The organism is Amycolatopsis sp. WAC 04197, from assembly GCF_003947475.1.
GTDB classification, from domain to species: domain Bacteria; phylum Actinomycetota; class Actinomycetes; order Mycobacteriales; family Pseudonocardiaceae; genus Amycolatopsis; species Amycolatopsis japonica.
The window spans coordinates 1-24,551 of the sequence record NZ_QHJK01000015.1 but is presented as its reverse complement, the minus strand read 5'-3'; the positions used below and the strand labels follow the sequence as shown (position 1 = coordinate 24,551).

The following is a 24,551-nucleotide window of genomic DNA, read 5'->3' as shown; positions in this document are numbered from 1 at the left end:
CGCCGCCGCGGCAAGAAACATCCCATCGTAGGACCGGCTCAAGCCTCGTTCAAGAAGTGGCTGCGATCGTCGGATTCGCCGAAGCCAACAGGTAGCAGACGGGAGAACGAGGATGCGTGACGAACGGGTCATCCTTGTCACGGGCTCATCGTCGGGGATCGGGGCGGAGATCGCGAAGCTCGCGGCATCGCGGGGGATGCGTGTCGTGATCAACTCCAGTCGATCGGTCGCCGAAGGCCGTGACCTCGCGGCGTCCTTGCCGGACGCCCACTATGTACGTGCCGACGTCTCGGACGCGGACGAGGCAAGGCGGCTCGTGGACGAGACTGTCGCGCACCACGGGCGATTGGACGTGCTGGTGAACAACGCCGGGACCACCCGGCGGATTCCCCATCAGGACATCGACGCGGTGGACGGCAAGGTCTGGCGAGAGATCCTCGACGTCAACCTCCTCGGCACATGGAACGTCATCCAGGCGGCGCTGTCGCCCTTGCGCACGGTGAACGGCAGCATCGTGAACATCTCCTCGATCGCGGGAAGCCGGCCCGCGGGCAGCAGCATTCCTTACGCGGTGAGCAAGGCCGCCGTCGAACACCTGACGAGGCTGCTCGCCAAGGCGGTGGGTCCGGAAGTCCGAGTGAACGCCGTCGCCCCTGGACTTATCGATACGAAGTGGACGGCGGACTTCGCCGATATCCGGGAAGAGGTCCGCGCACACACCCCGCTGCGGAGGATCGGGACTTCCGAGGAGATCGCGGATGCGGTCCTGTGGCTCGCGGGGGCTCCCTACAGCACTGGAGAAGTGCTCGGCGCGGACGGCGGCGCACACCTGTTGTAGAAGTACCCGCGAACGGAGGATCATGGAACTGGCGATCAATCTCGGCATCGACGGCGCGGTGGAAATCGCGCGGGCCGCCGAAGAGGCGGGCTTCTCAATCGCTCTCGCCTCGGACAACTTCGCCACCGACGCGCTGACGGTTCTCTCCTACGTCGCGGCGAGTACTCGACGGATCCGGCTGATGTCCGGCGTGATGCAGATCCCCGCACGGCCACCCGCTACGACGGCCCTCGCGGCGGCCTCCCTCGCGGTGCTTTCCGGGGGCCGGTTCAGCCTCGGTCTAGGTGTATCGAATCCCCATGTCTCGGAGGGGTGGTACGGCGTTCCCTTCGATGCCCCGCTTGGCAGGACGCGGGAGTACGTCAGGATCTTGCGGAGGGCCTTGGCTGGGGAAGCCGTTCAGGTCCACGGAGAACACTTCCGGCTGCCGGCTGGGAAACACGGCGGCGTTCCACTGGCGCTGGCCACTCGGCCGTTGCCGGGCGCGATGCCCATTCATCTTGGTGCCGTAGGACCGAAGAATCTTCGCCTGACCGGTGAGATAGCCGATGGCTGGATCGGAGCCTTCTGTTCCCCGCAAGAGGTCCGCGCGGCCGTGGCCGAGCTGGCCGAGGGACGGTCCGCCGCAAATGCGACCATGGCCGGCTTCGATGTCCTGCCTTGCGTCACCACGTACATCGACGAGGACGTCGAAGCCGCCGCCGACCGCCTCCGGGACCACTACGCGAAGCTTTTGGCGGTCGGGAGCGTCGACGAGAACTTCTTCTGCAAGACCCTCACCCGGGACGGGTTCGGAGAGCAGGCCGTCGAAATCCACGAACGGATGCGAGCCGGAGATCGACAAGGCGCCGCGGCGGTGGTGCCGCTCGAGTTCATCGACAACACCGCACTGCTCGGGCCGCCGGCGCGAGTCCGGCGGAAGATGACCGCCTATGCCGAGGCGGGCGCCACGACGCTGGGCATCATGATCACCGCCGCCAAAGCGGACACCATCGAGAAGATCACACAGGTTCACGCCGTCAAGGCGGCCGGGATCGCGGCGTGATCGTCCGACCACCCAAGGAGGAATCGATCGTGCTCACCACCGTCCCCGATGGCCTGCTTTCGACGAAGGCCGAGGAGATCGCGAAACTCGCCGACGAACACGCCGCTGTCGCGGACGCACGACGTCATCTCGAACCGAAAGTCGTCGAGGCCCTCGCGGAAGGAGGTTTCCTCCGGCATTTCGTTCCCGCCGCGTTCGGGGGCAGGCAAGGGGGCTTCCTGGACTTGCTGAAGGCAGTGGACATCCTGGGCCGCGCTTGCCCGTCGACCGCTTGGATGGCGTCACTTCTGGCGCATGGCGGCAGGATGGTGGCACACCTTCCCGAGGAGGGAAAGGAGGCATTGTGGAGCGGCGGGCCGGATGTGTACATCGCCAGCGGGCTCGTTCCCGGCGGCGAAATGCGCCTCGACGGCGGCGGCTGGCGAATTTCGGGACGTTGGACGTTCGTCAGTGGCGCGGACCTGGCGGATTGGACTCTGCTGTCATCGTTCCCTTCCGATGGGGCCGAAAAGAAGCCTTGGTGCTTCATTGTCCCGAAGAAGAGTCTCTTCATCGAAGACACCTGGTTCAATCTCGGCATGCGCGCGACCGGGAGCAATACGGTCGTGCTTGATGGCGTATTCGTACCGCGTGGCCACGCGTTCGAACGTGCTTCTCTCGAGGCTGGACTTCCGGCGGGCGAACCGGATTGTCATCGGGTGCCGCTTAAGGCGGTGAACGGCCTGTCGTTCGCGGGCCCGTTGCTCGGTGCGGCGAAGGGAATGGTCGACCGCTGGACGACGTGGATGACCGTCAAGAAGGCCGGCCCGGATGGGAGGCGTCCCGCCGATCGGGATAACGTACGGCACGATCTCGCACGCAGTACCGCGGGAATCGGAGCCGCTGCTCTCCTGCTCGAGAACGTCGCCCGGCGAGCGGACGGCGGAGGAACGTCTACGGACGACATCGAACGGAATATGCTGGACTGGTCATTCGCCACGACCCTGATCCGAGACGCGGCGGATCTGATCTTCTCGGCATCCGGCACGTCGGCGCACCATGAAGGTCACGAACTGCAGCGATTCTGGCGTGATATCCACAGCGCGTCCAGTCATTTCGCGCTGAGTTTCACCAATGCCGCTGGATTGTTCGGCGGAAAAGTCTTCTCGGAAACTCGATGATTCGCGGCGGTGAACAGGCTATTTCGACGTGGCACAGTCGCCGTGTTCGACAGTCAGCGGCGGTGGTTAATTTCCCGCCGCCTCACCCTGATGGCGGATTGAGCAAGATCAAGGAGGGTGGCACATTGAGAATAACCAAACGGTAAAGGAAGCCCGAAATACACGCGCAACCCTGACTTGCATTTCGCCAGGGAGGCGTTGTGCTGCGCTTGGGAAGTATTCTTGCATAACGGTATTTCGTAAGGCAAGTTCGAGCGCAATGGTATGTCCTCTTGCGGCAAGGTGGACGACCTGGGGCACACGGAAAGTTCGCTAGGGGGCCCAATATGCACGCACGTTTGCTCGGACCATTGACCATAGGAAACGGGCAGAGAGAGGACGCTCCCTCGTCCAACAAGGAAAAGCAGCTGCTGTCGCTGCTTCTGCTCAACCGCCCGAACATCACGTCGACGGACATGATCATTGGTGAGCTCTGGCCTGAATCCGCTCCGCGCAGTGCCATGGCGACACTGCAGACCTACATCGCTCACCTCAGGCAGTTTCTCGTGCACCTCACCGGGGAGTCGTCCGATGTGGTCTCGAGCACCCACCTCGTCCATCGTGCTCGCGGGTATCTGCTCGGATTCGAGGACCTGGGGCTCGACATCACCGCGTATCGCGCCATGGAGCGCCGGATCTACCGGCACATGGACGAGAAGGACTACGTGGCGGCGGTCCATGAGTGTGACGCCGCGCTCGGGCTGTGGCGTGGCTCGGCTCTGGTCGACGTGCGCGCCGGGCAATACGTCCAGGCCGAGATCGAAGGACTGGAGCAGTCCCGTATGTCGGTCACGGAAACACGCATCGAAGCGGAGCTCGCGTTGGGTCGCGACCACAAGGTCCTCGGCGAGCTGTCCAAAATGGTCGCCATGCACCCGTTGCACGAAGGGCTGAGCTACAAGTACATGCGGGCTCTGGCGAACTCCGGCTATCGGGTGCGAGCACTAGAGATCTACCGGAAGCTGCACCGGGCGATGGTCGAGCAACTCGGTGTCGAGCCGGCGCTCGGACTGCGGCACCTGCACAACTCGATCCTCAACGAGGACTACCAGTACCGCACCGCGGGCTGATCCCATGAAACAGGAAGAAGGTGCTGACATGACCACTGGATCCGACGGCGCGGGCGACAAGGAACTCGCCGTCTTCATCATCCTTCAGATCCCCGGCAGGGAAGAGCAGCACAAGCTCGCGAACGCCGTTCAGGCGCAGATCGATTCGTGGATCCGCACCTGCCCCGGGTTCCTTTCTTCGCGACTGCACCTGTCGAACGACGGAACCCGGATCGTGAACCACGCTCGCTGGAAGGACACCGACCATTACGAGTCGAAGTTCCTCGCCGACCCGCGAAAGGCCGGGCTCGACAAGGCGATCGCCGAGCACGCGCTCGCGGCGCCCACTGCCTTCCGCTGCTCGGCGTTCGAGCCGGGGAGCTAGTTCGTGGCCGTGGAGCGACCGGTCGACGATTCGATCTCCGCGGAGAGCCTGGTCGGTACCTGGGAGCTTCGCTCCTATCACGATCTGGGCTCTGAGGGTGAGGTATGTGAAGGCCCGCTCGGTCCGGAGCCGTCCGGACTGCTGCTCTACCGTGAGGATGGCTTCATGTCCGTGTCGATGATGCGGACGGGGGTGCCGGGCCGGTCCGTACAGACCGAGCTGTTCATGGGCTACGCCGGCTCCTGGCATACGGAAGGACGCAGCGTTTTCCATGACATCCGGGTGAGTTCCCATCAGCACATGGTGGGAACCCTGCAGGAACGCCGGGTCACGTTCGGGAGCGGGGAGCTGGTGCTGCGAGGCACCGCGATGATCGCCGGGAGGCCGAGGGAGCGCGTGCTCAGCTGGAGGCGGTTCGGCGTTTCCTGAACGGCATGAGCCGGGGATGAGGTGCCCGTCGGCACCTCATCCCCGTTCTTCATTTCACTTTCAGATCCGTTCGAGCGGCGTGCAGCATCGTGGTCCGGCTGTTGCGGCCGAGTGCGTAGCGGAGGTACTCACGCGCGTCCGCCAGCGCCCTGTCCTTGCCGAACATCTCCGCGGCCGCCCCGGGATCGATGACCACGGTGTGCCGGGCGGTCGCCCGGCTGCCCTCCTTGCCGTCGTGGAAGGTCCACAAGCCGCTGTGTCCGAGCAGGAGATGTGGAGGTTTGAGCTGTTTGTAGGCGATCCAAGCATTGTCCTGGCAGATACGGATCGACCGGGTGGTGTGGGTCGAACCGTCCGCGGTCAGCGTCTCCATCTCGAGCTGCTGGATACCCGGGGTGTCCTCGTCGAGCCGCACCCGCCGGACATGGGGGAGTCGCTGCGGCCAGAGGTCGGCTTCGTTGATGAAGTCGTAGGCGGTATCGGGCTCGCAAGGCAGATCGACGGTGTCGGTGAACGAGAAGAGCACTTCGTCCACGGGATGACCGCATTCGGCGATCCGGGCGAGCGCCTCCAGTTCCTCGGTGCTGTTCCGGTCGACCGCGTTGCGCAGGGACCTGGCGGTAGCGGGTTTGTCGTCAAGCAGGCTGAAGTGATGCCGCAGTACCACCTCCGTGAGACCGGCGCTCTTCTCGCGAAATTCCCATTCGCCGCCCATCGACGCCACCGGCGGATGGCTGCGTTCCTGGTCGAATCGGACGAGCAAGCTCTCGGGTTCCAGGCTCCTTTTGGATGTCCAGTCCGCCACCGCTCCGTTCACCAGTGCCCACAGCCGGAAGCGCTCTTCCCGCTCGTCGCGCTCGATGTGCTCGACGTGCAGGCTCGGACCGAAGATCGCCGGCCACCGAGTGACGTCGGCGATCAGGTCGTACAGCACCGAGGCCGGTGCCGCGACGGTCCGGGTGTGTTCGGTTTCCTGAAGTGTTCCGCTTGTCATGAGATTCTCCTCCTCAGCCGACGGACGTCACCGCGCGGCAGCGCCCACGCTGCCGACGAGTTCGAGCAGGTCTCGCGGCGTCTCGACTTCGGCGACGTCGTCCTCGGGAAGATCGACCCCGAAGTCGCGTTTGATGCGGGCCGCACTCTCCATCAAGGCCAGCGAGTCGTAACCGAGGTCTTCGAACGGGGTGTCCAGGATTTCGCCGTCGAGCCCTCCCGGGTCGTCACCGGCACAGTCGATCAAGATGCGTTTGAGATCTTCGAGAGTCATGATCGTCTCCTTCGTTCGGTCTATCGGATCAAGCACGCAGGGCACGGATCACGAGCGCGGAGTTGAAACCCCAGCGTCCGCGTGCCTGGATGAGGACGGTGTCGACATCGGCGCTCCGTGGCTCTCCCACCACGAGGTCGAGACCGTGGAAATGCCGAGAGGGCTCAGGGATCGCGACCGGAGGGACGACGTCGTCCCTGATCGACAGGAGGGCGGTGAGGACGTCGACCGGGCCACCGCCCGAGTAGAGGCGGCCGAAAGCGGCCTTGGGCGCGGCGACCGGAACCTTGCGCCTCCCGAAAAGCTCGTTGAGGGCGCCGGCCTCCGCTCGATCCAGTTCCGGCAGCCCTGCCGCGTCGGCGAAGACCAGGTCGATGGCGTCCGGAGTCAAGCCTGCGTCGGCGATCGCCAGCTCGGCGGCCTGCTTGAGGCCCGGCGGCCTGCCGCTGCCCGGCTTCGGGTCGAAGGTGGCGGCGTACCCGGCGATTTCGCCGTGCAGGCGGGGCGCGCCGCGACGCATGGCCGCGGTGAGTTCCTCGAGCACTAGGATCGCGCCACCCTCACCAGGCACGTAGCCCGCGGCTCGTTCGTCGAACGGCAAGTAGGCGTAGCGAGGGTCGGACTCGACGCTGACCTGTCCGCCCGCTTGCTGGGACGCCCATCCCCACGGGTCCAACGCGGAGTCCACTCCACCGGTGAGGACGAGCGGGGTGCCACGCCGGATGGTCCGGCGAGCGTGCCCGATCGCGTCCAGCCCGCCCGCCTGCTCGCCCACGAGCGCGGCACCAGGGCCGCGCATTTTGTGCCTGATCGAGATCTGGCCGGTGTTCACCGCGTAGAACCAGGCGAACGACTCGTAAACGCTCACCGACTGCGGTCCTTGGCTCCACAGCTTGTTGAACTCCCGATGGGTGAACTCGAATCCGCCCAGGGCGTTCGAGGTCACCACGCCCATGTCGTAGTCACGGACCTTCTCCGGGTCGAGCGCGGCGTCCTCGATGGCCCAATCCGCGACGGCGAGCGCGATCTGGGTCGAGATGTCGGTCTGTGGCAACAGCCGCCCCGGAAGATGGTCGGCGCCCCGGAACTCGGTGATCTCGCCCGCCAGCTTCGCCGGATGTCCGGCCGTGTCGAATCGACTGAGTTCACGGAGCCCGTTCTGGCCGGCGAGAACCGCCTTCCAGTATTCCTCGGTGCCGAGACCGAGTGCGGTGGCCGCGGACATCCCCGTGACCGCTGTTCGCGTGCTCATTCGCGTACTCCTTCCGGTTTGCGCAGCACCATCGCGCTCTGGAAGCCGCCGAATCCGCTGCCGACGGTCAGCACCGCGCCGAGCTTCTTCTCCCTCGCTTGAACAGGCACGTAGTCCAGGTCGCATTCGGGGTCGGTCTCGTGGAGGTTCGCCGTCGGAGGGACGAGCGAGTGCCGCATGGCGAGCAGGCAAGCGGCGATCTCGATGGAGCCGATGGCGCCCAGTGAGTGCCCGACCATGGATTTGATCGAGCTGATCGGCACGTTTCGCGCGTGCTCACCCAGGCTCCGCTTGAAGGCCGCGGTCTCATGCCGGTCGTTCTGCTTGGTGCCGGAGCCGTGCGCGTTCACGTAGTCGATTTCACCGGGGTTGGTCTTGGCCTCGTCGAGCGCGACGCGGATCGCCTCCGCCATCTCACGGCCGTCCTTCTTGAGCCCCGTCATGTGGTAGGCGTTGCACCTGGTCGCGTACCCGCCGATTTCGGCGTAGATCTGGGCCCCTCGGGCCTTCGCGGCTTCGTACTCTTCGATGACGAACATCGCCGCTCCCTCTGCCAGGACGAACCCGTTACGGGTGCCATCGAAGGGGCGCGAAGCCTGTTCGGGGGTGTCATTACGTGGGGTCGTCGCCTTGATGGCGTCGAAGCAGGCGACGACGATCGGCGTGATCGGGGTGTCGGTGGCACCGGCGAGCGCGAGGTCGACAGTGCCTTCGCGGATCAGCTGCGCCGCGTAACCCACCGAGTCGAGTCCCGAGGTGCATCCATCGGACACCATCGTCACGGGGCCTTCCGCGCCGACGGCCCAGGCGACTTCGGCGGGCATCACGCCCGGGCTGAGGTAGTCGAACATGTGCGGGGACAGGTAGCCGGGATCGACTTCCCACGCGGCGCCCGAGTCGGACAGGACCAGGTACTCGTTTTCGAGGCTGGTCGCCGAAGCGACGGCGCTGCCGAGACAGACCCCTAGCCGATGCGGTGCCACATCGGATGGTGAGCCGCTGTCGGCCAGTGCCTCCTTGGCACAGGCGACCGCGAACTGGGTCGCCCGGTCCATCTTCCTGATCTCGCGCGGAGTGAAGCCTTCCGCCTCGGCGTCGAAGTCGACTTCGCCCGCGACCTGTGAGCGGAACGCCGCCGGGTCGAAGAAGGAGATCGTGCGGGTGGCGGTGCGGCCTGCGGACAGCAGGTCCCAGAATTTCTCCTGGCCCACGCCGCCCGGGGAACGGACACCGATCCCGGTGATGACTGCACGTCGATTCATGCTGCTCGTTTCCTCAAGGATGAAGGCGCACCCGGCTTGGTCGGATGGCCGGTCTGGGAAAACGATGAACTCGACAGCCAGAGGGGTGGTTGAAGCGGGCAGGAATACCCACTACCGGGAAGTGGCCGTCGGGTGATCCTCCACCAACCCTCTGGGCGCCCCCGGGATCTTCGGTCGACATGAGGATCGCGCTCACCACCTTGGGTTCGCGCGGCGACGTGCAGCCATTCGCCGCGCTGGGGGAGGAGCTACGCAAGCGTGGCCACGAGGTGGCACTGGCCGCGCCGGCGGAATTCCGCGCACTGGCCACAGAAGCCCGAGTCGAGTTCGCCGCGGTTCCCGGATCGCCGAGCGAATTCCTCCCCGGCGGCGCCAGACCGTCGATGGACGACGCCGAGTTGGTGCGGTCGCTGAGGAAGAGCACCAGTGCCATTCGATTGTCCGCGGCACTGAGAGTGCTTCCGGAACTCGCCCGAGACGGCGAGACCGAGGTATGGCAACGGCTTCGAGAGGTCGCCGAAGGCGCGGACCTGGTGGTCAACGCGATCCTGACCAGACCGGTCGCCCTCACGGAGGAACCGCCGACGCCATGGTGCGGCGTGTCGTGGTGGCCCGGCAGTACGACGGCCGCGGAGCCCGCCCTCGGTGCCTGGCCAGTCCCGCTGGGGCCTGCCTATAACCGTCTGACTCATGGTGCCCGGGCGAGTGTCGAGTGGCTTCGGGCACGAAGTGCCGTCAATGTGATTCGGCGACGTCGGGGTTTGCGGCCGCTGGGATTCCGTTCTCCGCTGCGCGCACTGGGCGTCGAGCGTCCGGTCCTGTACCCCTTCAGTCCGGCGGTGTACCGGCCTCCGGCCGACTGGCCGCCGTCCGCGCATGTGACCGGCTACTGGTATCTGGACCGGTTCCACAGCCCGCCGAGGGAACTCGCTCGGTTCGTGGCCGCGGGGTCGTCCCCGGTCGTCTGCACGATGGGGACGTTCTGGGCCACGGATTCCGAGGACCGCCGAGCACGAATGGTGATCGGGGCCGCACGGGCTTGTGGACGGCGGGTGGTGCTGGTCGGTGGCTGTTCACGACAACACGCACCCGACGTCTTCCAGATCGGCGAGACGGACTACCGCTGGTTGTTCCCGCTCGCCTCGACGGTCGTGCACCACGGTGGGCTCGGGACGACGGGCGAGGTCGTGCGCGCAGGCGTGCCTCAAGTCGTCGTGCCCAGCGGCGTCGACCAGCCGTTCTGGGCGGCGAGGCTCCGGGAGCTGGGAGTCACGGCGACACCGCTGCGCGCGCCGAAGCTGACCGAACGTGGCTTGACGACCTCGATCCTGTCCGCGCTGACGGACCGGCGGATCGCCGAACGCGCGGAGCTGCTCGCACACCATGTCCGGGCGGACCGAGGAGTGGAGGCGGCCGCCGACGTGATCGAACGCTGGGGTCAGGGAAAGGACGATAAAGATGACGTCGACCGTGAAGGGTAAGACGGCACTGGTGACCGGTGCGGGCCGCGGAATCGGCCGCGCGATCACCCGCGAACTCCTGAACGCCGGCGCGTTCGTCCTGGCAGGAAGCCGCAACGCCACAAGGGATCTCGCCGACCTCCGGTCCGCACAGAACGAACTCCACACGGTCGACGTCGACCTCTCTCGGCCGGACGGCGCGAGCGAACTGGTCGACGCGGCGCTGTCCCGGTTCGGAACGATCGACATCGTGATGAACAACGTCGGCGGGCCGCCCGGCGGAACACCACGCTTCGGCGGGTTCCTGGACGTATCCGACGAGGAATGGATCGCCGGACTGGAGCTGAACCTGATGAGCCTGATCCGCGTCGTCCGCGCCGCACTTCCGTCGATGCTGACCGGCGGAGGCGGTTCCATCGTGAACATCTCGTCCGTCAACGCCTTACGGCCGGACCCTCAACTGGTGGACTACTCGGCCGCCAAAGCAGCGGTACGCAACCTCGCGAAGGCGTTGTCCATCGAGTTCGCCGGACGAGGGGTTCGCGTGAACACCTTGTCACCAGGACCTGTCCGGACGTCCGTCTGGACCCGGGAAGGCGGAATCGGTGATCAGATCGGTGCCCAGCTGGGAATCGGCCGAGAGGAAGCTATGACGGCCGTCGCCGACGGCATGGGCGGGATATCCCTCGGCAGGTTCGGCACTCCTGAGGAGATCGCGCGGGTCGCTGTGTTCCTGGCCTCGCCGGAGGCGTCCTTCATGACCGGAAGTGACGTCGTACTCGACGGGGGATTGATCAAGACCCTCTGAGCGTCCACAGGGGACGTCCGGTTCGGACGTCCCCTGTGGATCGGGTCAGCTCGCTGCGCCGACCGCGGACTCCTCGAACAACAGACGATCCTGTACCACGCGACGGGACTTGGTACGCAGCTCGCCGTTCTCGCGGACCAGCACGTCATGCACCACGCAGCTGGGTGAGACGTCGATCCGCCCACCCGGCCGGGTCGTGGCCACCAAAGCGTAGAACGTCGCGTTGAGCACGCCGTCCGGCGCGGGATCGAGCACGATCATGTTGAACCAATGCCGGCGTACGACCGGGTCCTCGTCGAACTTCCGGTGGAAGTCGCGGAGTTCCCGGACGATGCCTTGCCGGGTTTTGGCGGCGGGCCTGCCGGGTGAATGGAGGAACTCGCCGTCCTCGGTGAATGTCGCGGCATAGCCCTCGAATTCCCGGCCGTCCAGCAGATGTGTCTGCCGAGCGTAGAAATGCTGCACCTCGGCGTACAACTGGCCGGACTGGTTGGGTTCGGTCATCTGGTCTTCCTCCGATTCACTGCTCCGGCTCGGTCTCTCCGTCCACTCTGTTACGGGGTTCTTGAACGACGCCAGAAAGAACGAGGAAACCGCCGGGTTCAGAACGATTCGGGTGTGCTTCAAGAGCGGCCGGTCAGGCTCGGACCGTACCCGCACCCGTCACCGATGGAGGAGAAATGACGCAAGGCGAGCAGCGGACGGCTTTGGTGACCGGAGCGACCAGTGGTATCGGGCTGACGATCGCCACCAGGCTCGCTGAACTCGGGCACCGGGTGTATCTCTGCGGCAGGGACGGTGAACGACTGGCACAGACGGTGAAGTCGCTGCAGGAGAAAGACTTCACAGTCGAAGGGAAGTCGTGCGACGTACGGCGTCCTGATGAGGTCAAGGAGTTCGTCGCCGCGGCGGTGGAGCAGTTCGGCCCGGTGGACATCCTTGTCAACAACGCCGGGCGCAGCGGAGGCGGCGCGACCGCGGAACTGGACGACGCGTTGTGGCTCGACGTCATCGACACGAATCTCAACGGTACTTTCCTGATGACCAAGCAGGTGCTGACCACCGGCGGAATGCTCGGGCGCGGCTCGGGCCGGATCGTCAACATCGCCTCCACCGGAGGCAAGCAGGGTGTCGTCCACGCCGCGCCGTACAGCGCGTCCAAACACGGTGTCGTCGGGCTGACCAAAGCCCTGGGGCTGGAATTGGCCAAGTCGGGAGTCACGGTCAACGCCGTCTGCCCCGGCTTCGTGGAGACCCCGATGGCCGAACGCGTCCGCGAGCACTATTCGGAGATCTGGGGTGTCTCCACCCAGGAGACGTTCGATCGGATCACCGCGCGCGTACCGATCGGCCGTTACGTCGATCCCGACGAGGTGGCAGCGATGGTCGAATACCTGATCGGCGACAGGGCGGCGGCGGTGACGGCTCAAGCGCTCAACGTCTGCGGCGGGCTGGGCAACTACTGAGTGCTCGATCGGAGGAGCGGCCGCATCGTGATCAATCCACCCCTATCACCGGTCCGGGCCGGCGACGCGGAGCTCAGGCGGATTCTGAGCCGAGCGGATTTGCCGACGTTGCTGATGACCGTGGCGCACCTCACCGGCGACGTCGACGTCTTGCCGGAGGACTACAACCCGAGCCGGTGGCTCCCGGACCCTGCCGGCGGTCTGAGCGCGGCAGAACAGGACAAGGCCAGGGAACTGGGGTTCCGGCTCCTGAGGGCCCTGCGGGACGGTTCACTGCCGCCACCCGTGCCACCGTCCCCGGAGACGCTGCGCCGGATCACGACCTGGGCCATGGGCTGGGACACCGTCGGCCAGCTTCCCCTCTTGGCGGAGGAGATCGTGCCGTCCGGCGCGGACCCGAAGGCGCCGGACTGGACACTCGCGGAACTCGCGCCGGGTCGCGAGTTCCGCGTGGTCGTCGTAGGCGCCGGTCCCAGTGGCCTGCTCGCGGGCCATCGGCTGGCGCAGGCGGGCATTCCCTTCGTGATCCACGAGAAGAACGACGAGCTCGGCGGCACCTGGCTGGAGAACAGCTACCCAGGCTGCCGGGTCGATGTGCCAAGCCATCTGTACAGCTACACCTTCGCCACGAGGTCGGACTGGCCGGAGCAATTCTGCACACAGGATGAGTTTCTCTCCTACCTACGAGCCTTCGCCAAGGAGAACGGGCTTCACGAGCACATCCGGTTCGGCTCGGAGGTGCGCTCACTCGAGTGGGACGGAAAGAAGGGCGAATGGCGGATCCGAACCCACACGGACAACGGCGAGGAGCTGAGCACGGCGAACGTGGTGATCACCGCCGTCGGTCAGCTCAACCGCCCCAAGATGCCCGACATCCCCGGAGCGGACCGGTTCGACGGGCCCGCCTTCCACTCGGCCGCGTGGGATCACACGGTCGACCTGTCCGGTCGGCGGGTGGCTGTGATCGGGACCGGCGCGAGCGCCTTTCAGTTCGTCCCGGAGATCGCCCCCGAGTGTGAGGAGCTCGTGGTCTTCCAGCGCACTCCGCCGTGGTTGCGCGCCACACCGCACTATCGGGACCAGTTACCGGACGAGGAACGCTGGTTGCAGGAGCACGTCCCGTATTACGCGGCCTGGTACCGATTCGGCTTGTTCGCCCCTGGGCTGCAGGGCGCGCCGTGGGTGGTGGATCCCGGCTATCCGCCGACCGAACGCGCGGTTTCCGCCGCCAACGACGACGTCCGAGCAGTGTTGACGGCCGCGATGGAGGCGCAGCTGGCCGATGCGCCGGACCTGCGCGAAAAGGTCATCCCGAGGTATCCGATCGGGGCCAAGCGAGTGCTGAGGGACGACGGGACCTGGTTGCAGACCCTCAAACGTGACGACGTCACCTTGGTCACCGACCCGATCGGTGAAGTCACGACGCGCGGTATCCGTACGGCGGACGGGACGGAGTACGACGCGGACGTCCTCATCTTCGCCACCGGCTTCCGCGCATCTGAGTTCCTGACCCCCATGAAGGTCACCGGCCCGGGGAACAGGGACCTGCACGAGCACTGGGGCGACGCGCCGGCGGCCTATCTCGGCATGCTCGTACCCGGTTTCCCGAATCTGTTCAGCATCTACGGCCCCAATACGAATCTGGTCGGACAAGGAGGCAGCGTCCTCTACTTCTCCGAATGCGCGATGACCTATCTACTCGGCGCCATCCGGTATCTGCTCGCGTCCGGGCGGCGGAGCCTGAGTGTCCGCTCCGACGTCTGCGCGGAGTATCAGGCCTGGGTGGACGCGACACAGCCACTCCGGGCGTGGGGCTGGTCGTCGGTCTCCTCGTGGTTCAAGAACGAGCACGGCAGGTCCGTGCAGAACTGGCCGTTCTCGGCCTTCGAGTACTGGAACCGGACAAGGCGCTTCGATCCGGACGCCTGCACCTACTCTTGAAGAGGACGAAATGACAGTGTCCGTCACGGCCCGTTGCGAAGAGATCGGCGACGGGGTCTTCGGCTACGTCCAACCCGATGGCGGCTGGTGCCTCAACAACGCCGGCATCATCACCTCGGGCGCGCGGACCGCTCTGGTCGACACCGTCGCGACCGAAGCCCGCGCCCGTGCGTTGCGGTCGGCGGTGTCCAAGGTCTCGTCGGTCATGCCGGGAGTGATCGTCAATACGCATTTCCACGGCGATCACACCTTCGGCAACTTCCTCTTCCCCGAGGCGGTGGTGGTCGCGCACGAGCGCACCCGCGAGGAGATGGCGGCCGCGGGATTGCATCTGACCGGCCTCTGGCCCGATGTCAGCTGGGGCGGCGTCGACCTCGTCCTGCCCGAGCTCACGTATACGAACAAGATGGTGGTTCACGTGGGTGACGTTGTGGCGGAGTTGCTGCACATGGGCCCCGCCCACACCACCGACGACACGGTCGTGTGGCTGCCCGCCGAGCGTGTCCTGTTCACCGGTGACGTCGTGTTGTCCGGCGCGACCCCGTTCTGCCTGATGGGTTCGGTCGCGGGCTCCCTCGCCGCAGTGTCGAGGCTACGGGCGCTGGAGCCGAAGGTGATCGTTCCGGGTCATGGCCGCATCGGAGGCCCGGAACTCCTGGACGAAACCGAGCGCTACTTCGGCTGGTTGCAGCGACTCGCGAGAGAAGGGATCGCGGCCGGTCTGTCACCGCTTGAACTGGCGGCCGAGGCCGATCTCGGGGAGTTCCAGGACCTGCTCGACGCCGAGAGGCTGGTGCCGAACCTTCATCGCGCCTACATCGAGTACGACGGGGCCGAACCCGGCATCCCGCTCGATGTGGGCGCGTTGTTCGCGGAAATGGTCCGCCATCACGGTGGTCTCCCCGTCTGTCACGCCTGAGTCAGTCCTGCCCCGCTGAAACCGGCGGGGCAGGACGCCACACCGAGTAGGTGCTGCGCTGATACAGGAGGGGGCGAGAGGGAAAGACGGCCGAGCCGTCGATCCGCCCGATCAGGATCCGATGGTCTCCAGCCCTGACACTCTGCACCACCGAACATTCGGCGTATGCGAGTGTTCCCGTGGCGAGTACCGGAACGCCGCCCGTGATTGCCGACGGTACCCACTCCACGCCGGCGAACTTGTCTCGCGAGTTCCCGGCGAAGGCCGTGGACAGTTCCTCGCCGCCTTCGGCGAGGACGTTGACCACGAAGGAGCCCGTGGAGGTGAAGGCCTCCAGCGTCTTCGACCGGTTCGCCACGCAGATCGAGAGCAGTGGAGGGTCGAGCGACACGGCCGCGACCGAGTTGCAGGTCAGGCCGCGAGGTTCGCCCCGGGCGTCCAAAGTGGTCACGATGGACACCGCGGTCGGGAAGGCACCGAAGAAATCGCGGAACGATTCCGAGCAGATCGTCATGTTTCCTCATCCGCCGTTGGCACGCCTGGACCTTCAGCCTGTGGGCGCCCGGTTGAGAAATACCGGAGACAAGCCAAACCGGAAGATATTGAGCGGCTCAAGCGACGCTTTGGCGACGCGGGCCAGGCTCGGTCAGGTCGGTCGACTCCGGAAGCTGGGAGACGCGAAATGAGCATGGTGGACAACAGGCCGCCGGTGGGAACCGCCGCGGCCCCCTCCCTGAAGGACCGCAGCGCACAGTTGCACCGCTTGCGCCGTCAGGTCAGGGAGGGTGCGCCGGCGGCGACCGAAGCCCAGCTGGGCAAGGGAAAGCTGTTGGCCCGCGATCGGATGGAGCTGCTGTTCGACGAAGGAACCTTCACGGAGATCGAGTCGTTGCGCCGGCATCAGGCGACCGGCTTCGGGCTGGAGGACCGACGGCCGCACACCGACGGTGTCCTCACCGGCTGGGGCAAGGTGCACGGGCGTACCGTCTTCGCCTACGCGCACGACTTCCGGATCTTCGGGGGCGCGCTCGGCGCCGCGCACGCGGACAAGATCCACAAGCTGATGGATCTCGCCGAATCAGCGGGTGCTCCGATCGTCGGTCTCTGCGACGGGAGTGGTGCCCGGATCCAGGAGGGTGTCACCGCGCTGGCGGGTTACGGAGGGATCTTCCGCCGGAACGTGCGCAACTCGGGCGTGCTGCCACAGATCAGCGTCATTCTCGGCCCCTGCGCCGGTGGCGCCTCGTACTCGCCGGCGTTGACCGACTTCGTCTTCATGGTCCGCGGTACTTCGCAGATGTTCATCACCGGGCCCGATGTCGTGCAGGCGGTGACCGGCGAGGTCATCACCCACGACGCCCTCGGCGGTGCGGACACCCACGCCGGGATCACCGGAGTCGCCGGTTTCGTGTACGACGACGAGCACAGCGCGCTCGAGGAAGTCCGCTACCTGTTATCCCTTTTGCCTTCGAACAACCGAGAACTACCACCGTCGGCACCCGCCGACGACCCGCATGCCCGGCGTTCGGACCGCCTGCTCGACATCGTGCCGTCCGACGGCAACCGGGCCTACGACGTCCGCGACGTGATCGCCGAGATCGTCGACCACGGAGAGTTCTTCGAGGTACACGAACGCTGGGCGGTCAACGTCGTCTGCGCGCTGACCCGGCTCGGCGGTGAGGTGGCCGGCATCGTGGCCAATCAGCCGAGCACGCTGGCCGGTGTGCTCGACATCGAGGCGTCCGAGAAGGCCGCCCGGTTCGTGGCGATGTGCGACGCCTTCAACATCCCGCTGATCAGTCTGGTGGACGTACCGGGGTTCCTGCCTGGCGTAGGCCAGGAACACGGTGGCATCATCCGCCACGGCGCGAAGCTGCTCTACGCCTACTGCAACGCGACAGTGCCGCGGATCCAGGTGATCCTGAGGAAGGCCTACGGCGGTGCCTACATCGTGATGGATTCGCGTTCGATCGGCGCGGACCTTTCCCTGGCTTGGCCGGGCAACGAGATCGCCGTCATGGGCGCGGAAGGCGCGGTGAACGTGGTGTTCCGGCGGCAGATCGCGGCGGCCGACGATCCGGACACGGTGAGGAAGGAATTGATCGAGGAGTACCGCGACCAGTTGATGCACCCCTTCTACGCCGCCGAACGCGGATTGGTCGACGACGTCATCGATCCGGCCGAAACGAGACCACGCCTCATCGACGCACTGGCCATGCTGCGGCGGAAACAGGTACACCTGCCCAGTCGCAAACACGGGAACCAGCCGCAATGAGCCGCGAAGCCACGACCTTCGAGATCGTCCGTGGCAGGCCCCAGCCGGGCGAGCTGGCAGCGGTCGTCGCGGTCCTGGCCACCCGGCGGCAGACGGTCGCCGTGATGGGCGAGCGCCGGGTCGGCCCCTTCGACGGAGGCGGCCCTGGTTCTTGGTCCTCGTGGCCCCTGCCTGGTTGGCGGACGACCGGATGAAGGCGTATCGACGAAAAGGAGAGGGCATGCGCAAGGTCCTCATCGCCAACCGCGGTGAGATCGCCGTCCGTGTCGCCCGTGCGTGCCGTGACGCGGCGTTGGAGAGCGTCGCCGTCTACGCCGAGCCGGATCGGGACTCGCCACATGTCCGCGCCGCGGACACCGCTTACGCGTTGGGGGGTGACACTCCGGCGGAGAGTTACCTGAGCATCCGGAAGGTGATCGACGCCGCGGTGACGGCCGGTGCGGACGCCGTCCACCCGGGATACGGTTTTCTTTCCGAGAACGCCGACTTCGCGCAGGCGGTCCTGGACGCGGGCCTGATCTGGATCGGCCCGCCTCCCTCGGCCATCCGCGCCCTCGGTGACAAGGTGTCCGCCCGGCGGATCGCCCGGCTCGCCGGTGCGCCCATGGCGGCCGGGACCGACGAACCGGCCGGAGGCCCGGACGAGGTCGTCGCCTTCGCCGCGGCACACGGGCTTCCGATCGCGATCAAGGCTGCGTACGGAGGTGGAGGTCGGGGACTGAAGGTCGCGTGGACGATCGAGGAGATCCCGGAGCTGTACGAGTCCGCGGTCCGTGAGGCAGTCGGTGCCTTCGGGCGTGGCGAATGCTTCGTGGAGCGGTACCTGGACCGGCCCCGTCACGTGGAGACCCAATGCCTCGCCGACACTCACGGCAACGTCGTCGTCGTGTCCACCAGGGACTGTTCGCTCCAGCGGCGGCACCAGAAACTGGTCGAGGAGGCCCCCGCGCCGTATCTCACCACCGAACAGACAGAACTCCTGTACACCGCATCGAAACGCATCCTGCGTGAGGCCGGCTACGTCGGGGCGGGTACCTGTGAATTCCTCATCGGCGCGGACGGAACAGTGTCCTTCCTGGAGGTCAACACTCGACTTCAGGTCGAACACCCCGTCAGCGAAGAGGTGACAGGTATCGATCTGGTGCTCGAAATGTTCCGGATCGCCGAGGGGAAGCGGCTTTCCTTCGACGACCCGCCCGCAAGAGGGCACAGTTTCGAGTTTCGGATCACCTGTGAAGACGCGGGCCGCGGATTCCTTCCCGCGCCTGGAACGGTCGAGCGCTGGGTGCCCGCCGACGGGCCTGGAATCCGTGTCGACGCGGGAGTGGAGGCGGGCACGGTGGTCGGGCCTGCCTGGGATTCCCTGCTGGCCAAACTGATCGTCACCGGAGCCGATCGGGAACAGGCCCTCCGCCGCGCCGCACGCGCGCTCGACGAATTCGTAGTGGAAGGCCTTCCGACCACATTGCCGTTCCACCGCAGTGTTGTCCGAGACATCGCCTTCGCCCCTGAGGTCCGCGACACCGAAGGCCCGTTCACGGTGCACACCAGGTGGATCGAGACAGAGTTCGACAACCGGATCCCGCCCGACCCGGCCCGGCAGGAGGAACCCGCACCGGCCGAGATGCGGGAAACGGTCGTGGTCGAGGTCGCGGGGCAACGGATCGAAGTGTCGCTGCCCGCGGTCGCGATCGCCGTCGGCGGACCTGCCGGCACACGACGATCGCCGCGCCGCGCCGTGCCGGCGAGCCGGGCGGTAGCCGCCGGAGGCGGCATGGCGGTGGCTTCTCCCATGCAAGGAACCGTGGTGAAGGTCGCCGTGGCGGAAGGGCAAATGGTCGCGGAGGGAGATCTCGTCCTCGTCCTCGAGGCGATGAAGATGGAACAACCACTGCACGCGCACCGTGACGGCACCGTCAGGGGTTTGAACGCCCAGGTCGGCCAGACCGTGCAGGCGGGCACCACGCTGTGCGAGATCTTCGACGGTCCGGCCGGAACGGGGGATGGCTGATGCTGCACGTTGTCGGTAAGGTCTCGGAGTTCCGCGAGCGGGACGGCAAGATCGTCGAGGTCGACGGCAAGTCGATCGGAGTGTTCAGAGTAGACGGACGATTCTTCGCCATCCGGAACTATTGCCCGCACCAGGGAGCTCCGCTGTGCGAAGGGCACGTCCTCGCGGGACTGCGAGCCCATGATAAGCCGGCGAGCGTCGACGAGTCGACGCTGTACATCGCCTGCCCGTGGCACGGTTGGGAATACGACATCCGGACCGGACAGTCGTACTTCGGCGCGGGGCACGCGCCCGCCCGTACCTACCGCGTGCACACCGAAACCGGTCGCCGCCCGGGCCCCTACACGGCTGACTCCTACGTCGTGACCGTCGAGGACGGCGACGTCGTCGTCGATACCTCACGGCGGGCCGATGCGAACGACCGCGAGCAGGAGGGAACCTCGTGAAAAAGGCATCGCCTGACGGAATCGTGGACGCCGACGTGCATCCGTTCATCCTGCCGCACGAGGTGGCGGCGAGGCTGCCGGAGACCTGGCGGATCAGGCTCGAACGATACGGGATGCGACCACCCGTTCCCGGAGCGATCTACCCGCGGATGCGCAACGGCGGCTACCGCGCCGACTCCTGGCCGGAAGGCTCCTTTCCGGGAAACGACGTCGACCTGATGATCGAGCAGCTCCTGGATCGGTACGGGATCACCTCGGCCGTGCTCATTCCGCTGCACGCCCACGCCTTCGGCGCCGAGTATCCCGAGCTCGCCGCGGCATTGAGCGAGATCCTCAACGACTGGCAGGAGGAGAAGTTCCTCGCCAGGGATTCCCGGTTCGTCGGCTCAGTCTGCGTGCCGTTCGAAACACCGTCGTTGGCGGTGGGTGAGATCGAGGCGAGGTCGGGCGATCCCGCCTTCCAGCAGGTTCTGGCGCCCGCGAGCACGGAGCTGCAGCTCGGATCATCGCGCTACTGGCCGATCTACGAAGCAGCCTGCGCGGCGGGCCTGCCGGTGAGTGTCCACAGTGGCGGCGTGGCGACCTATCCGCTGACGGGTCCGCCGAATTACTACCTCGAAGAACACGTCGAGTTCAGCGGGGCGATGCAGGCGGTCGTCATCAGCCTGATCCTCGGCGGGGTGTTCGATCGCTTCCCGGATCTGAAGGTCGTCCTCGTCGAGGGCGGCGTCAGCTGGGCGGGGCCACTGATGTGGTCCATGGACGAGCTACACCGGACCTGGCACCGCGATCTTCCGATCCTGTCCAGGGCGCCCTCCGAATACTTCCGCGAGCACTTCTGGCTCACCACCCAACCGATCGAAGAGCCGACGCGCACGGCGGACCTGGTGACGGCAGTCCGGCACACCGGGATGGCCGATCGGATCCTGTTCGCCTCCGACTATCCGCACTGGGACTTCGACTCACCTGAACACTCTCTCCGAGGCCTCCCCAAGGCTCTGAGGGAGAAGATCTTCCATCGGAACGCCGCAGGGCTGTACCGCTCTCGCGAGAAGGCGGTGCCGGCGTGAACCCCATCGACACCGACGTCCACGTCGCACCTCGTGACATCTCGGAGATCCGGGAGCGCCTTTCGGGCTACTGGCGCCAGTACGTCGATGAGGGCTCGGTCCGGCTCCGGCCGGAACATCGAGCCGAACGGCCCGCACCCGACGACGGAGAACCGCCGCCAAGAGTGCCGGCCACTCTTGGCGAGCTTTCCACGCACTGGACCGGGGGCGCGGTCGCGGCCGCCCTGCTGTCCTGCACAGTGTTGTTCGACCTCTCACGCAACCCGGATTTCGAGACCGCGTGCGCTCGCGCGGTCAACGACTGGCAGCGCGACCGGTTCCTCGACCGGGACGACCGGCTCCTCGGCGGGATCGTCCTTCCGCTTCTGGACGTCGACGCCGCGGTCGCGGAACTGACCCGGGTCGCGGAGGACGATCGTTTCGTACAGGTGATCCTTCCGGTCCGGATCGAGAACCGGTGGGGAGACCGGCGCTATCACCGCCTGTTCGATGTCGCGGCCGAAGCCGGCCTGGTCGTGTGCTTCCACGCCGGCGGCAGGACCGGGTTGAGCGCCGCGGGGACCGGATACACAGCCGGTTATGTGGAGCAACTATTAGGCGACCAGCATCTGGCTACTCAGAACCAGCTGGTGAGCCTGCTGGCCGGTGGTGTGTTCGCCCGGACACCGACGCTACGGGTGACCATGGCCGAGTGCGGATTCTCCTGGCTGCATCCCTTGCTGTGGCGACTGGACAAGGACTGGAAGAGCTTATGGCGCGAGGTCCCGTGGCTCGATCGGCCGCCATCGGACGTGGTGACGGAGCGGATCCGGTTCACCCTCGAACCGGGTCATCTTCCACCCGGAGACGAGGAGATCCGCGAGGTCGCCGATCTTGCCGCCGTCTCGAACTATGTGATGTACAGCAGCGACTTCCCCCACGTCCCGGGCAGTCGTTCCCGGCGCATGCTGGACCTGCTCGCGGACGGAGACCGGGGGCGCGTCCTCCGGGAGAACGCGCTCGAACACTATCCGCGCCTCGCCCGGCGCTGACCGCGGAAAGGAAGCCGACCAGTGGACCTTGGCCTGCGAGACCGGACGGTCTTGATCACCGGAGGAAGTGGCGGGATCGGACGCGAGCTGGTGCGTGCTTTCGCCGCCGAAGGCGCGCAGGTGGCCTTCACCTACCACGCGGACGACCGTTCGGCTCGAACGGTCGAAGAGGAGACCGACGGTGCGGTGCGGTCCTTCCGCTACGCGATGAACGAGCCGGGAGCGGGCGTCCGCCTCGTCGGAGACGTACTGAACTGGGGTGGCCCGGTTCAAGTGCTGATCAACAACGCGCTGTCGCCGATGTCGCCACCGGACGCCGACATCGGCAAGCTAGAACGATTCCCTTGGCGGGAATCCTTGCGGGACAACATCGAAAGCGCTGTCGAGCTCAGTGGTGCGGTCCTGGAACACATGGGCGAGGCGAAGTGGGGGCGATTCGTCCACGTCTCCAGCAGCCTGGTCGCCCAAGGAAAACGCGGATTCGAGTTCTACACGACCGCGAAGGCGGCGCTGCACGGTTTCAGCAGGTCGCTCGCGTTCAGCGCCGGAGCGATGGGCGAAATCCTGTCCAATGTCGTCGTGCTCGGTCTCACCCGCACGGCGCGCAACGTGCGCGAACCCTGGTATCCGGAGTACCGCGAGGAATTCGCCGCGCTGTCACCGTTCGGTGATCTCGTCGACGCCGCTGATGTCGCCCGGATGGTGGTGATGCTCGCCTCGGCCCAGAACCGGGTCGTGACCGGCCAAGAGGTCGATCTGAGCGGCGGAGTCACCTGGTAACCCGAACAAACCCCGAAGCAAGGAGTCCCGATGGAACTGGGTATCAGTGGCAAGGTCGCTTTCGTGACCGGCGGTTCGGGTGTCGGCATCGGTGCCTCCACCTGCCGTGAACTCGCGCGTAACGGCGCGAAGGTGGCTTTGACCTACCGGACCAACGAAGAGAAGGGCGCCGCTCTGGCCGAGCAGATCCGGGCCGAGGGAGGCGAGGCGATCGCCGTCGAGTACGACCTGGGGCAACCCGAAACGATCGACCGCGGTATCGCGGCGGTCCTGGCTCAGTGGGGAGCCATCGACATCTTCGTGGCCAACGCGATGTCCGCGCCCGCGCCGATGTCGAAGACCGCTTTCGAAGCCGTCCCGCGCGAGGAGATACAGCGTCGGCTCACCACCGACCTGGAAGCCGTCCTGCTCACCGTGCAGCGGGTGATTCCGTCCATGGTGGAGCGATCCTGGGGGAGGATCGTGTTCGTGTCCTCCCTGGGCGCGGAGCGTGGCTGGGCGGGTGACTTCCCGTTCGAGGTCGCCGCCGCTTCCGCGAAGGCCGCCCTGACCGGTGCGGCCCGCAGCCTCGGCGTCGAATTCGGCAGGCGTGGTGTCCTCACGAACGTCGTCACCCCGGGAGGGGTGATGAACGAGGAACTCACCGCTTGGCTGACCCCCGAACGTCTCGAACGGCTCCAGGCCCGGATCTGCACCGGCCGGTTCAGCACACCGGACGAACTCGCGAAGACGATCACGTTCCTCGTGTCCGCGGCGAACGGGAACATCTGCGGGGAAAACGTCCACGTCGACGGAGGTTCCTGAGGAGCAGGGGCGCTTCCTCGCGGAAGCGCCCCTGTCCCTCAGCCGAGTGCCTGGATTATGAGCGCTTTCTGCTCGATGTCGTGGACCGCGTTGGAACCGGCCGAGGGGGCCGCCATAGGTCGGCGGGCCACCACGTCCACCCTCTTGAGCAGATCGGGGAAACGCCGCGGGAGATGGAGGCCGAAGAACGGCCAAGCACCCTGATTCTCGGGCTCCTCCTGCACCCAAACGACTTCGGCGGACCGTGAGTACCGTTCCAAGGCAGCCCGAAGCTTCCTGACCGGCAAGGGGTAGTACTGCTCGATTCGGACCAGTGCGACGTCGTTCTGCTCGCGTTTGGCACGCTCGGCCACCAGCTCCCAGTACATCTTCCCGGAACTGAGCACTACCTTGCGGATGTTCGCGGGGTCGATGTCGGGGTCGTCGATGACCGACATGAACTTCGAGGTGCCGGTGAACTCGTCCAGTGCGGACTTGACCTTCTTGTCCCTCAGCAGTCGCTTCGGCGTGAAGACGATCAGCGGCCGGTTCACCCCGTCGAGGGCGTGGCGGCGGAGCAGGTGGAAGTAGTTCGCCGGGGTCGACGGGACCGCGACGGTCATCGAGCCCTCGGCGCACAGCGAGAGGAAGCGCTCGATGCGGCCGGAGGTGTGGTCGGGGCCCTGGCCTTCGTGGCCGTGCGGCAGGAGCAGCACGACGTCGGAGAGCTGGCCCCACTTGGCCTCGCCGGAGGAGATGTACTCGTCGATGACGGTCTGCGCGCCGTTGACGAAGTCACCGAACTGCGCTTCCCACATGACGAGTGCTTCGGAGT

General features: G+C 66.2%; 25 protein-coding genes and 1 pseudogene. 19 read left to right on the top strand and 7 right to left on the bottom strand.

Annotated elements, in window-relative coordinates; genetic code table 11:
• Positions 1-112 precede the first annotated feature (112 nt).
• From DMC64_RS38880 to DMC64_RS38855, 6 genes are all read left to right on the top strand, one after another.
• A complete protein-coding gene (locus tag DMC64_RS38880; RefSeq protein ID WP_125737590.1) occupies positions 113-838 on the top strand; it encodes an SDR family NAD(P)-dependent oxidoreductase in 726 nt (241 codons plus the stop codon).
• A 22-nt stretch (positions 839-860) separates the two neighbouring features.
• Complete coding sequence (locus tag DMC64_RS38875) at positions 861-1,883, top strand: LLM class flavin-dependent oxidoreductase (RefSeq protein ID WP_125737589.1); 1,023 nt, start codon at positions 861-863, stop codon at positions 1,881-1,883.
• 29 nt (positions 1,884-1,912) lie between these two features.
• Positions 1,913-3,043 carry an acyl-CoA dehydrogenase family protein gene (locus DMC64_RS38870; RefSeq protein ID WP_158634316.1) on the top strand — a complete coding sequence of 377 codons (1,131 nt, stop codon included), beginning with the start codon at positions 1,913-1,915 and terminating at the stop codon, positions 3,041-3,043.
• A gap of 350 nt (positions 3,044-3,393) precedes the next feature.
• Positions 3,394-4,152 carry an AfsR/SARP family transcriptional regulator gene (locus DMC64_RS38865; RefSeq protein WP_158634315.1) on the top strand — a complete coding sequence of 253 codons (759 nt, stop codon included), beginning with the start codon at positions 3,394-3,396 and terminating at the stop codon, positions 4,150-4,152.
• A 28-nt stretch (positions 4,153-4,180) separates the two neighbouring features.
• Positions 4,181-4,516, top strand: a complete 336-nt coding sequence (locus DMC64_RS38860; RefSeq protein WP_158634314.1) for an antibiotic biosynthesis monooxygenase — start codon at positions 4,181-4,183, stop codon at positions 4,514-4,516.
• A gap of 3 nt (positions 4,517-4,519) precedes the next feature.
• On the top strand, positions 4,520-4,945 hold the full coding sequence (locus tag DMC64_RS38855) for a lipocalin-like domain-containing protein (RefSeq protein ID WP_125737585.1): 426 nt from the start codon (positions 4,520-4,522) through the stop codon (positions 4,943-4,945).
• 49 nt (positions 4,946-4,994) lie between these two features.
• Here the strand turns inward: DMC64_RS38855 and DMC64_RS38850 are convergent, their stop codons facing one another.
• Genes DMC64_RS38850 through DMC64_RS38835 form a run of 4 tightly spaced genes read right to left on the bottom strand, consistent with a single transcriptional unit; the run spans position 4,995 to position 8,726 of the window.
• Entirely contained in the window at positions 4,995-5,939 is a 945-nt protein-coding gene (locus DMC64_RS38850; RefSeq protein ID WP_125737584.1) for an aromatase/cyclase, read from the bottom strand.
• 27 nt (positions 5,940-5,966) lie between these two features.
• Complete coding sequence (locus DMC64_RS38845) at positions 5,967-6,212, bottom strand: acyl carrier protein (protein ID WP_125737583.1); 246 nt, start codon at positions 6,210-6,212, stop codon at positions 5,967-5,969.
• Positions 6,213-6,240: 28 nt separating this feature from the next.
• The gene (locus DMC64_RS38840) at positions 6,241-7,464 is read right to left on the bottom strand and encodes a ketosynthase chain-length factor (RefSeq protein ID WP_125737582.1); all 1,224 of its coding nucleotides are present in this window, start codon (positions 7,462-7,464) and stop codon (positions 6,241-6,243) included.
• Positions 7,461-8,726 (bottom strand): beta-ketoacyl synthase, encoded by a 1,266-nt coding sequence (locus tag DMC64_RS38835; RefSeq protein WP_125737581.1) that lies wholly within the window; start codon positions 8,724-8,726, stop codon positions 7,461-7,463. The genes DMC64_RS38840 and DMC64_RS38835 overlap by 4 nt, the downstream gene beginning before the upstream one ends.
• 179 nt (positions 8,727-8,905) lie before the next feature.
• Here DMC64_RS38835 and DMC64_RS38830 point away from each other — a divergent pair, with 179 nt between their 5' ends.
• Positions 8,906-10,207 (top strand): glycosyltransferase, encoded by a 1,302-nt coding sequence (locus DMC64_RS38830; RefSeq protein WP_125737580.1) that lies wholly within the window; start codon positions 8,906-8,908, stop codon positions 10,205-10,207.
• Positions 10,185-10,994, top strand: coding sequence for an SDR family NAD(P)-dependent oxidoreductase (locus DMC64_RS38825; protein ID WP_125737579.1), 810 nt, complete (start codon positions 10,185-10,187; stop codon positions 10,992-10,994). The genes DMC64_RS38830 and DMC64_RS38825 overlap by 23 nt, the downstream gene beginning before the upstream one ends.
• Positions 10,995-11,039: 45 nt before the next feature.
• On the opposite strand, the gene DMC64_RS38820 is transcribed toward DMC64_RS38825, so the two are convergent.
• Entirely contained in the window at positions 11,040-11,498 is a 459-nt protein-coding gene (locus DMC64_RS38820) for a nuclear transport factor 2 family protein (protein WP_125737578.1), read from the bottom strand.
• A 176-nt stretch (positions 11,499-11,674) separates the two neighbouring features.
• On the opposite strand from DMC64_RS38820, the gene DMC64_RS38815 reads away from it, so the two are divergent.
• The 3 genes from DMC64_RS38815 to DMC64_RS38805 are packed head-to-tail and all read left to right on the top strand — an operon-like array spanning position 11,675 to position 15,320.
• Positions 11,675-12,460 (top strand): SDR family NAD(P)-dependent oxidoreductase, encoded by a 786-nt coding sequence (locus DMC64_RS38815; protein WP_125737577.1) that lies wholly within the window; start codon positions 11,675-11,677, stop codon positions 12,458-12,460.
• A gap of 27 nt (positions 12,461-12,487) precedes the next feature.
• Positions 12,488-14,401 (top strand): NAD(P)/FAD-dependent oxidoreductase, encoded by a 1,914-nt coding sequence (locus DMC64_RS38810; RefSeq protein ID WP_199755234.1) that lies wholly within the window; start codon positions 12,488-12,490, stop codon positions 14,399-14,401.
• A gap of 10 nt (positions 14,402-14,411) precedes the next feature.
• Positions 14,412-15,320, top strand: a complete 909-nt coding sequence (locus DMC64_RS38805) for an MBL fold metallo-hydrolase (RefSeq protein WP_125737576.1) — start codon at positions 14,412-14,414, stop codon at positions 15,318-15,320.
• 1 nt (position 15,321) lies between these two features.
• Here DMC64_RS38805 and DMC64_RS38800 read toward each other — a convergent pair whose 3' ends face one another.
• On the bottom strand, positions 15,322-15,834 hold the full coding sequence (locus DMC64_RS38800; RefSeq protein ID WP_125737575.1) for a flavin reductase family protein: 513 nt from the start codon (positions 15,832-15,834) through the stop codon (positions 15,322-15,324).
• Positions 15,835-16,008: 174 nt separating this feature from the next.
• Here DMC64_RS38800 and DMC64_RS38795 point away from each other — a divergent pair, with 174 nt between their 5' ends.
• The 8 genes from DMC64_RS38795 to DMC64_RS38760 are packed head-to-tail and all read left to right on the top strand — an operon-like array spanning position 16,009 to position 23,737.
• Positions 16,009-17,595, top strand: a complete 1,587-nt coding sequence (locus DMC64_RS38795) for an acyl-CoA carboxylase subunit beta (protein ID WP_370325744.1) — start codon at positions 16,009-16,011, stop codon at positions 17,593-17,595.
• The gene (locus DMC64_RS38790; RefSeq protein ID WP_125737573.1) at positions 17,592-17,789 is read left to right on the top strand and encodes an acyl-CoA carboxylase subunit epsilon; all 198 of its coding nucleotides are present in this window, start codon (positions 17,592-17,594) and stop codon (positions 17,787-17,789) included. Before DMC64_RS38795 ends, DMC64_RS38790 begins: the two co-directional genes overlap by 4 nt.
• A gap of 26 nt (positions 17,790-17,815) precedes the next feature.
• The gene (locus tag DMC64_RS38785) at positions 17,816-19,606 is read left to right on the top strand and encodes a biotin carboxylase N-terminal domain-containing protein (protein WP_125737572.1); all 1,791 of its coding nucleotides are present in this window, start codon (positions 17,816-17,818) and stop codon (positions 19,604-19,606) included.
• Complete coding sequence (locus DMC64_RS38780) at positions 19,606-20,052, top strand: Rieske (2Fe-2S) protein (RefSeq protein WP_125737571.1); 447 nt, start codon at positions 19,606-19,608, stop codon at positions 20,050-20,052. Before DMC64_RS38785 ends, DMC64_RS38780 begins: the two co-directional genes overlap by 1 nt.
• Positions 20,049-21,122 (top strand): amidohydrolase family protein, encoded by a 1,074-nt coding sequence (locus DMC64_RS38775; protein ID WP_125737570.1) that lies wholly within the window; start codon positions 20,049-20,051, stop codon positions 21,120-21,122. The genes DMC64_RS38780 and DMC64_RS38775 overlap by 4 nt, the downstream gene beginning before the upstream one ends.
• Positions 21,119-22,153, top strand: a complete 1,035-nt coding sequence (locus DMC64_RS38770; protein ID WP_125737569.1) for an amidohydrolase family protein — start codon at positions 21,119-21,121, stop codon at positions 22,151-22,153. The genes DMC64_RS38775 and DMC64_RS38770 overlap by 4 nt, the downstream gene beginning before the upstream one ends.
• Positions 22,154-22,174: 21 nt before the next feature.
• A complete protein-coding gene (locus DMC64_RS38765; RefSeq protein WP_125737568.1) occupies positions 22,175-22,933 on the top strand; it encodes an SDR family NAD(P)-dependent oxidoreductase in 759 nt (252 codons plus the stop codon).
• A gap of 30 nt (positions 22,934-22,963) precedes the next feature.
• The gene (locus DMC64_RS38760; RefSeq protein ID WP_125737567.1) at positions 22,964-23,737 is read left to right on the top strand and encodes an SDR family NAD(P)-dependent oxidoreductase; all 774 of its coding nucleotides are present in this window, start codon (positions 22,964-22,966) and stop codon (positions 23,735-23,737) included.
• A 38-nt stretch (positions 23,738-23,775) separates the two neighbouring features.
• On the opposite strand, the pseudogene kgd reads toward DMC64_RS38760, so the two are convergent.
• Positions 23,776-24,551: pseudogene (kgd, locus tag DMC64_RS38755) on the bottom strand (multifunctional oxoglutarate decarboxylase/oxoglutarate dehydrogenase thiamine pyrophosphate-binding subunit/dihydrolipoyllysine-residue succinyltransferase subunit); the annotation flags it as partial.